Origin of the sequence: Xenorhabdus griffiniae, assembly GCF_001028135.1 — a bacterium.
Taxonomy (GTDB): Bacteria; Pseudomonadota; Gammaproteobacteria; order Enterobacterales; family Enterobacteriaceae; genus Xenorhabdus; species Xenorhabdus bakwenae.
The window spans coordinates 1-9,388 of the sequence record NZ_LDNM01000104.1 but is presented as its reverse complement, the minus strand read 5'-3'; the positions used below and the strand labels follow the sequence as shown (position 1 = coordinate 9,388).

The 9,388-nt window shown below is 40.1% G+C and carries 7 protein-coding genes and 1 pseudogene; 6 read left to right on the top strand and 2 right to left on the bottom strand.

The window, feature by feature from the left end:
- The 6 genes and pseudogenes from AAY47_RS22095 to AAY47_RS16530 all read left to right on the top strand — a co-directional run.
- Window positions 1-647, top strand: a 647-nt coding sequence (locus tag AAY47_RS22095) for a hypothetical protein (protein WP_047771234.1), incomplete at its 5' end; no start/stop codon positions are given.
- Window positions 648-693: 46 nt separating this feature from the next.
- Window positions 694-1,551, top strand: a complete 858-nt coding sequence (locus AAY47_RS16545; protein ID WP_047771233.1) for a hypothetical protein — start codon at window positions 694-696, stop codon at window positions 1,549-1,551.
- Window positions 1,538-2,569 carry a Gfo/Idh/MocA family protein gene (locus AAY47_RS16540; protein ID WP_047771231.1) on the top strand — a complete coding sequence of 344 codons (1,032 nt, stop codon included), beginning with the start codon at window positions 1,538-1,540 and terminating at the stop codon, window positions 2,567-2,569. Before AAY47_RS16545 ends, AAY47_RS16540 begins: the two co-directional genes overlap by 14 nt.
- 619 nt (window positions 2,570-3,188) lie before the next feature.
- A pseudogene (locus tag AAY47_RS16535) lies at window positions 3,189-4,361 on the top strand (PTS transporter subunit EIIC); the annotation flags it as partial.
- Between the two features lie 1,652 nt (window positions 4,362-6,013).
- Complete coding sequence (locus AAY47_RS22090) at window positions 6,014-6,238, top strand: hypothetical protein (RefSeq protein ID WP_152911291.1); 225 nt, start codon at window positions 6,014-6,016, stop codon at window positions 6,236-6,238.
- 17 nt (window positions 6,239-6,255) lie between these two features.
- The gene (locus tag AAY47_RS16530) at window positions 6,256-6,525 is read left to right on the top strand and encodes a helix-turn-helix domain-containing protein (protein WP_152669829.1); all 270 of its coding nucleotides are present in this window, start codon (window positions 6,256-6,258) and stop codon (window positions 6,523-6,525) included.
- A 637-nt stretch (window positions 6,526-7,162) separates the two neighbouring features.
- Here AAY47_RS16530 and AAY47_RS16525 read toward each other — a convergent pair.
- The gene (locus AAY47_RS16525; RefSeq protein ID WP_047771229.1) at window positions 7,163-8,191 is read right to left on the bottom strand and encodes a tyrosine-type recombinase/integrase; all 1,029 of its coding nucleotides are present in this window, start codon (window positions 8,189-8,191) and stop codon (window positions 7,163-7,165) included.
- A gap of 108 nt (window positions 8,192-8,299) precedes the next feature.
- The coding region (locus AAY47_RS16520; protein WP_235428390.1) for a TraI domain-containing protein at window positions 8,300-9,388 on the bottom strand (1,089 nt) is incomplete at its 5' end.

Below are 9,388 nucleotides of genomic sequence, written 5' to 3'. Positions count from 1 at the left end.
ATCTTACTATAAATGCTGTTTATTCTTCATCTGAATACCCACATGTATTATGCGGTTATAAATATATTGATTTGCGAGACGAATTTATCTTATCTAATAAAATTAAAATAAAAAATAATGTGGAAAGTATATTATTGTCATTTGGAGGTGAAGATCCTAACAATATGACTTTGCGTTTTTTAAATCTATTGATTAGATGTCATTTTTTAGAAAATATAAATTTAAAAGTAATTACAGGTCCTGCGTATATCTTTCATGATGAATTAATTATGTTTATTAATTCAGTTGAAAATAGAAGTATTGAGTTGATTCACAATGTGAAAGATAATATGCATGAGATCATGTTATCTTCTGACATTGCTATTGTTTCTAACGGAAGAACGGTATATGAATTGGCGGCGTTAGGCATTCCATCTATATCTATTTCAGCTAATAATCGAGAAGATTCACATAACTTTTCTACTATAGCCGGTTTTTTTAAATTGGGTTTAAATAGCGAAGTTTCGGATAATGATTTTATAGATACGATAGTTAAAATATTAAATTATAATAAAAGATTGGAAATCCATAAAAGATCAATTTCTTTAGATCTTAAAAATGGAAAGAATAGAATCAAGGGTCTTATCGAAGAAGTATTAACCTGTTAGTTTCAAATGCTATTTCATAATTATATTATTCATTTAAGGAATTATTATGTTAACTGACGATGAATTGAAAAAATTTAAAGAAGACGGGTACTTAATTAAGAATGTTTTATCTGAAAGTGAGATTAATTCATATAGAGAATTGATTAAAACACATATTGATCCCCAAAATGATAAAATGATGAACATTCAATTCATGAACCCTGATATAGAAATTAATGGTATTCAACGAATTATAAATAACAAAAAAATTATTGAGATATGCGGTGATTTATTAACAGGAGGTAAGGTAATATTAGATGGTGCCTCATTCTTTTATGCTCCAAAAGGTATAGATTACCGTCAAGGATGGCATAGAGATATAATTCAGATACCTGATGAAGATATCTCAGATTCTTGGTTTTCTAAAGAACACTTTCATAATAATGTACAAATAAACATACCTTTGTATGAAGATAAATGTTTATGGTTTGTAAAAGGTAGTCATTCTCGTAATTTTAATAATATAGAAATGGAGGTTTTTTCTGGCTCTAATAAAATAGCTCCGCTGAAACTTCCAGATATAAACATTGGAGATAATATAGTCTTAAAGCCTGGAGAAGCTATATTTTACAATAATCTAGCCATACATAGAGGGTACGGTGGTATATTAATGAATGAAAGGGCAACCATACAATTAGGCTATCACACAAACAAATATGAACCTACATGTCATTTTGGAGTGATTAATTATCATAAGTTTGATGAATCTTATATTCATAGTTTGGATGAAGAAGTGAAAAACACTATAATAGAACATATATCAGAAAGGAAAAAATGGTATAAATCAGAATACTATTATAATTTGCATCAGGATTTTATTAGAAGTCAGTTCGATATATTAGTGAGTAAAGATGAAAAAAATTAGATGGGGAATTATAGGTTGTGGAGATGTTACCGAAGTAAAAAGCGGACCTGCTTTTTATAAATTGGAGGGTTCTGAATTAGTTGCTGTGATGAGACGACAGCCTGAGCTTGCTAAAGATTTTGCTCAACGACATGGTGTAAAAAAATGGTACACAGACGCAAATGAGCTTGTTCAAGATCCAGAAATTGATGCCGTATATATTGCTACTCCACCCTCTACCCATAAGGAATATACTTTATTAGCAGCTAAAGCGAAGAAAATAATCTACGTAGAAAAACCAATGGCATTAACATTTGAGGAATGCAATGAGATGATATCTATTTGCAAATCTCAAAATGTTCCGCTTTTTGTAGCCTATTATAGAAGAGCATTATCAAGATTCATTAAGGTAAAAGAGTTAATAGACTCCGGTGCTATTGGAGTTCCTCGTATTGTTAATTGTTTATTTTATAGAGAAATGGAGGAGTGTTATAAAGACTACGATAATCTTCCTTGGCTAGTAAAACCAGAAATATCTGGTGGAGGATTATTTTTTGATTTAGCATGTCATACACTTGATATATTGGATTTTCTATTAGGTAAAATTATTTCTGTCAAAGGACATGCTGGATTTCAGGAAGATGCATATTCTGTCGAAGATTGTGTATCTATGTCATTTGTTTTTGAAAATAATGTTCATGGAGTGGGTATCTGGAATTTTGTTTCAGTAGACAGAGAGGATAAGATTGAAATAGTTGGTAATAAAGGGAAAGTGGTTTTTTCAACATTTGGTAACTCTGCAATTTTTTATTCTGATGAAAATGGAAATACTAAACAATACTGCTTCGAAAATCCAAAAACTATAGAAATGCCATTAATTCAGACAGTAATGGAACAATTACAAGGAAAGGGAAACTGCCCATCAACAGGAGAATCTGCTGCACGAACGAATTGGGTCATTGATGAAGTATTAAAAGATTATAGAATATTATATAACCGTCATTCCACAGGTATTTCAGGCGGGGAGGAGATTTCTTGAGTTCAGGTACAGATTCATCCCCATAAGACGTTATAATTTCTTAAATAGTTTACACATGGATATCATCATTCAAGTAGATTATCTAATAATATTGATGGAGGCCATTTTAAAGCCTCCATGTTATTCGGTGATCGTTTACGGAGGAATAGCTGTTATTTTCTATCTCGCACCGATTTGGACATGTTCTGTTAACATAACTGACACCTGTTTTGGGAGTTTAGCATAAAAGCACCGTAAAGAGTAAAGAAATGTAGTTTGGTAAGATATTCTATATTGCCTGATTAACAGTTTTGAACAGTTCAAATTTTGTATTGTCAATTAAATTAAAACAAAAACCGTTATTCTTTCTGTAATGATCTTTGCTTTTATAGGTAGAGGTCTGAGAATTATTCCATCTGATTAGCTAGTTTACGAAAACTCCATAAATGGAATAATAGTGCCAATCAAAACGGAGTGAAATATAGCTTACTTGATAAGTCAGAGTCTCTGAAAGCATAGTTATACAAGTCGACCATGAAGATTATATAAATATATCAGCCATGTTTAGAAATAGGCAGATAATATTATCGAAAATTAATTAACTAAAAGATTCCAATAACGGAGTTTGAGAGAACGTAGAATGAATATTCTGGATTACTTACAACGTATTGGCCAAGCACTGATGGTGGCTGTGGCGACATTACCAGCAGCAGCAATATTGGTAGGAGTAGGGTATTGGATTAGTTCCGCTGGTGACACGGGGAATACCATTGTCACATTGTTGTCGACTTCTGGTAATGTAATTCTCTCCGAAATGGCCATGTTGTTTGCAGTTGGGATTGCTTATGGTATGTCGAAAGACAAGAATGGTGCAGCAGCATTGACAGGGCTTGTCGGGTATCTTGTTGTGATCAAGTTGTGTTCTCCTGATGTTGTCGCAGTGATCAAAGGAATTTCAGTTGATGATGTTTCGGTGGCATTTAAGAAAATTGATACCCAATTTGTCGGTATATTAGTCGGAGTATTGTCTGCAGAGCTGTATAATCGTTATAGTAGCGTAGAATTGCCGCAGGCATTAAGCTTTTTTAGTGGACATCGTTTAGTCCCTATCTTGAACTCTTTTCTAATGATTTTGGTTTCTTTTGTCCTGATGTTTATTTGGCCCATTATTTACGGTTGGTTGGTAACATTTGGAGAGGGTATTACTAGTCTCGGTTCTGCGGGTGCAGGTATCTATGCTTTCTTCAATCGCCTATTGATACCACTTGGCTTGCACCATGCCTTAAGCTCAGTATTTTGGTTTGATGTGGCGGGAATTAATGACATTCCCAATTTTTTGGCGGGACAACAAGCGATTGATGCAGGTATAGCAATCCCCGGGGTCACTGGACGTTATCAGGCCGGTTTTTTCCCCATAGTGATGTTTGGTTTGCCGGGAGCAGCACTGGCAATTTATCATTGTGCTCATCCTAAAAACAGAACAATGGTCGGCGGGGTCATGTTAGCTGGCGCGTTTGCGGCTTTTTTTACTGGGATCACTGAACCGCTTGAATTATCTTTTATGTTTGTTGCGCCTGTGCTTTATCTTTTACATGCGATCTTGACGGGAATTTCTGTCTATATTGCGGCATCAATGCATTGGATCGCAGGCTTTGGTTTTAGTGCTGGCTTTATAGATATGTTTTTTTCTTCTCGGAACCCACTGGCTGTACAATGGTATATGTTGCTTTTGCAAGGTTTGGTCTTTTTCTGCATATACTACATTGCATTTCGTTTTATTATCAAAAAGTTCAACCTGAAGACATTGGGGCGCTAATTATTTGCATTGGAAGAAATTTGCGCCAGACTATTTTGGATCTGGATAAACATCTGTGGAAAATACTTAGAGTGACGTAATTATTTCTTGACATTTATAATTTATTCTGTTTTTTTTGTAAAAATTAGTTATTAACTGATTTTTTTATTTTATTCCTACACTCTTCCCGTCTGTCTTCAGTGACGGGAAGGTAGTGCTGAAAAAATGCAATACATTATTATTCTGGGTTCATGAAATATAATAATGAGGTGAAAGGATAAATAAGGAATAAGTGAAAATCAAATTAAATCAAGTGAAATAAAAAATGCACCTAACAATAACAGCGTAAAAAATTAAAATAATTTCGTCATTCGTGCAATCCACTCTGTTTTTCTCTAAAGTTAACGCATTATTTTAGGTCGCGACAAGGTAACTGATAACAGCTATTTCTACCGTGATCTTATTTTTCATCTTATCGTTGACAGGCAAAGAGCATGTTAATTAACATGCTTATTTATATACAAAAATAAAACATCAAAGTTATGAACACTTTCATTCATGATAATGAAAAAAGTCATTTAAAATAACGAAATAATTTATTAATCCCATATTAAAATAACCATTCTATTCTTGTTAAAAAATGTCAATAATTACTTTTGATAAGAATCAATATCACGATGATATAATTTTCATCTAAGCAATATGAAAAAGTATTTTTATTTATTTTAGATAGGAGGCTATTTAAGTTGGTTGAAAATGCGCCGTAAAAAAGTGGCGTAAAACACCGTTTGACCATGCCTGACACAACCGCTAATATCTTCCTGTTACCTTATGATCCATTGCCTGCGAGGATCAGCGTTAAGCGGCGAAACAAAAACTCCTGTAGCCTGAAAGGGAGAGCAAGTATTGCGGTACATCTGCGCACTTTTGGAAGCAGATATCGTCAGATACATAACCCACCGTTGACGATGAAAGTTTCCCGGTATCTTCATGCACCGGCTTATCACTCACATATAGCAGTAACCCTGCCACGTTCACCTCAACCATTTTACCTTGTACGATCTTTACTCACGCTTTGATTTACGCACGATAGACGTCCCGAAAACTGCGCGGCGTCACTTGTGTTTAAGCGGAGCGATTACCAAGTGACGCGGCCAAGCGTCAACGTCCAGAGCACGTCCGGTCTGGCTTTACGAACGATTTGAACCACGGTTTACTCAGTGTCACTACTTTTCATTGCCATTTTTCTGCCTTAATTCACTTATTTCGTTTGTTTTTCACCCACTGCCTTGCAACAGGCTGATGCAGTAAAGAAAGGAGATATCACACCACGTCACGAATAATGAGGCGTTCATCCTGAGCTAATCAGGCACTGAACGGGGAGTACTCCACCGCCGTGCTGAGCACGTAGCGAACTCCTGCAAAAACTTAACGCAACCCTCGCCCTGTATACACATTATCTGACGTACCACGGAACGGTGAACCTAACCGACACGCAGGGAAAATGTTTCAAAATGAGTAAATTAATATCAAAAACAAAGGGGAAATACGGACAGCAAAGCGATTACGAACGAGAACAAACAACAAAGATTGATTAGCCGTCCGTATTCTTCCCTGAGTTTGTGCGCTCTTGAGAGGAGTTATAACCGTTAAACTTAGCTGTTCAGTTATTGAGTAAGCTAAAACAATCAGTTAAAGTATTCCCGCCATTAGCAAAATCTAATGGTCGAGGCGTCGCGGCCTTGAAATCAAGAACACTGGTAGGATGTTTCTACCAGTGCGCCTGTTATCACCCTTTCAATGGTGGTTCAGGTGGGGAAGGCTTCGGCCTTGCTGGTTTCTTGATTCCAGTCCGCGAACCCTGCCTTGAATCACCACCATCAATGATCAATTAATGGAAGGGGTAGCAGGAATGAATAACAACAATGTTCAAAATGACTGGCATCAGGCCGATATCATCGCAGCATTACGTAAACGTGGTACAACCTTAGCGGCGCTCTCTCGTGAAACAGGACTCAGTTCATCTACACTCGCAAATGCACTCAGCAGGCAGTGGCCTAAAGGTGAATGGATTATTGCGAACTATCTTGGCATCCATCCCTCTGAAATCTGGCCCAGCCGCTATTTTGATAAACAGGGTCAACTGATTGAGCGTAAAGTTCGCAGTAAATCACAGGAATAACCCGCTTCAATTTGTGATCGATGTCGTAAAAATGAATATTTTTTATCTTAAGCCCTGAGCGTAAAATGGCAGCCCAATTTAACCATTTTTAACCCTCACGGCTTTTTTGCTTTAAGATGATGAAAAATCGCGCAATAAGAAATATAACTAAGTAAAATCAGTTAGATAATAAAGAAAAAGCAAGCAAAAAAATCCGGGGGCATTAAAAGGGGCATAAAAGAAGGGTAAGGTTATAAACTTTATATTTTCAACAAGTTATAACGATTTTCGATTCCGAGTCCGGCACCAAGTTTCCATGCGGGTTTGTCGTAGGTTGTTAAATTTCCTGACAAAAGCGCGAAAAAGAATCAATCGTTAATTAAATGTTAAATCCTAATCAGTTCAATTTGTACTGTTTAGTTGAGAAGAACATTTAAGACAAGATGACAGGGTGGCTGTTTTAACAGCCGCCCTTTTCTCGTTTAAGGTAATGATTTCAGTAATTGATTCTGATGTCAAGTAAGGGAAAAACTTTACGGGACAGGAGACCGGAATTAGCCCTTTTTTCATACCATCAATATTTGATGCAGGGCAGTTCACTCACACCGCCACCTCCTCAATCCTGTCTGAGATCTGCCCTGTCTTTTTTTACGCCATTTTATTCATTCTCATCGGCCCGCTCACCAGCAAAGTCAGTATACAATCCCAGTTCCCGCTCCAGGGCTTTGCCCGTCACTTCCATATCAAGATCAATGTATTCCATCGTGGTCGCCACATTACGGTGCCCCAGTAATCGTTTCACCAGCGGCAGATTACGATCCGGCGATTTCATCAGGGTTGTGGCCACCGTATGACGAAAGCGGTGGGGCGAGACCGCAAACCCACACTCTCTGGACAGTCTGCGGAAGAAAGCGCGGAGCTGTTGTTTTTCCCGGTTGATATCGTATTGGTAACGGGAAAGCCGGCTTGGGTGCGGCACACTTAACCGGCTGAGATCGAAAATCGGATCGTCGGCTTTCACGCCGGCAGCTATCGCCCTTTCCACTAATTTTGCCAGCCGGGGTTTGAGCGGCGGGATAATCGGTACTTCCCATTCACTGTGGTTTTTACTGCCTTCCAGCCCCAGTTCAATATAATTGCTGTCCAGATTGATATCCCGCAGCCGCAGGTGCAGTAGCTGGTTCTGGCGCATCCCCGTAAAGCGCAATGTCGCCAGTACCGTTGACCAATACCAGGTCGGATACAGGGCACAACGCCCTCCCCGTGGCATCACCCCGGTTCTTTCTTCTTCCGCAAACTTGCCCATCAACAGATTAATACGGGTTATCTGCGATTGACTCAAAATCTTCTTCTTTTTCTTTTCTTTTTTTACTGCCGCTTCGTTAAACGGATTCTCAGTGTGCGGCAGCAGTTTTTGCTCCATGCCGAAATTAAAGATCGCCCGCAGGTGAGCCACCTTATTATTCCAGGTGTGGCTCGACTGCTTTTTCTCCACCAGAAGGTGGCGCCGCCACCGCAGCACATCCCGGTGAATAACCTGCATCGGTGAGACGGCTTCCCCCATAAACCGGATAAAACCCTTCGTCACTTTACGGTAACTCCATTCGGTATCCGGCCTCAGGATATGTGAAAAAAAGTACTCGTCTAATAACGCTTCCCAACCCATGGTTTCTTCTGTTCCGTGCATCATTTTTTCCTGTTATCAGCAACCCAACCCGGCGGCTTTTCAATATAGAAAGCGGTTAATCATTCCGTTAAAAATCAATCACAAATTGAAATTGTTTCATGATTAATATCATGACGACTCCTCCCCGGCAGGAGCAACATTTTCTGATGGCCTGCCTGTGCGTTTGCTTATTTTCAAATCGTTATCGTTCTCATTTGCATTAACGGGCGATGAAACTTCATCATTGGATTGAAATAATGACAATAACGTCCGGGTATCGTCCGCCGTCGATGGAGAAGGACTTTTCATTGCATTTGCGGAAGCGGCTGATTGGGTTTCCGGCCGGGTACCGGCTTCGGAAGCCAGGGCCGCTTCGGCTGCCGTTGGCACCCCCCCCTGTTTCACCCACGGGGAATGAACCTGCCCGGCGGCGTCCTGAAGCAACGCATCAATCAGGGGGACGGAGGAAGGGCGACCATTGAGGTGCAACATCAGACAATGCCAGGCTTCCGGTACGGAAACCAGCCACATGAGGGCTTTTTCCGGTAACAAACCGGCGGCCAGCAAGGCTTCCTGTGGCACCGTCAGGGCATTTTCCGGTGTGCGAAAGCGGAAACGAAAAAGCTTACCGGGGATACAGACACCCGGCTGCCAGTGATGGCCATCTTCCAGCTCTCCGTCCAGTTGCCGCAACAACGGCAGGTGGTAAAACAACGCCCCCCAGAACACGACGGTCTGCCATAACAGACTCTGGGCCGCCTGCGTTTCCGGTGCCGCCCCCGGCGGGAACAGATGCCCCTTCGCCAGCCGCACGGCACAGGTGGTAAACTTTAGCGTCAGGTCAGCAAATCCCCCTGCCCCTGACCAGTCGCCTTCCGGTGTGGCGGGCACCTGCTGCACACTGCCCAGCAATTGCTTCACCGGCGCGAGATAAAAACGCTGATACAGCCCTTCGGGCAGAGCACTGTTTTGCCATAATTGCTGAAGACACTGACGGCGCAGGGAGGTGGCCAGTAACTCGTCAGCGGATTGCGGCCGGAAATAGCCCCGGCTGTCACGAATGACTTCCGATTGTTGTTCGGGTAATTTTTGTGGTGTGGCAGGCTGGCGGGCAAAATGGGATTTAAAACGCTGAAACATAGTTTTTCTATATGAACGCATCCCGTTTGCAAGACAAAAACCACGCTGACATCGACGGTAGGTTGCAGCTCTATATCC

What these genes read in the sequence shown, in the direction of transcription:
- AAY47_RS16540 (WP_047771231.1), top strand. Translation starts at nt 1,538, where the DNA reads ATGAAAAAAATTAGATGGGGAATTATAGGTTGTGGAGATGTTACCGAA.
- AAY47_RS16525 (WP_047771229.1), bottom strand. Translation starts at nt 8,191, where the DNA reads ATGCACGGAACAGAAGAAACCATGGGTTGGGAAGCGTTATTAGACGAG.
- AAY47_RS16545 (WP_047771233.1), top strand. Translation starts at nt 694, where the DNA reads ATGTTAACTGACGATGAATTGAAAAAATTTAAAGAAGACGGGTACTTA.
- AAY47_RS16530 (WP_152669829.1), top strand. Translation starts at nt 6,256, where the DNA reads ATGAATAACAACAATGTTCAAAATGACTGGCATCAGGCCGATATCATC.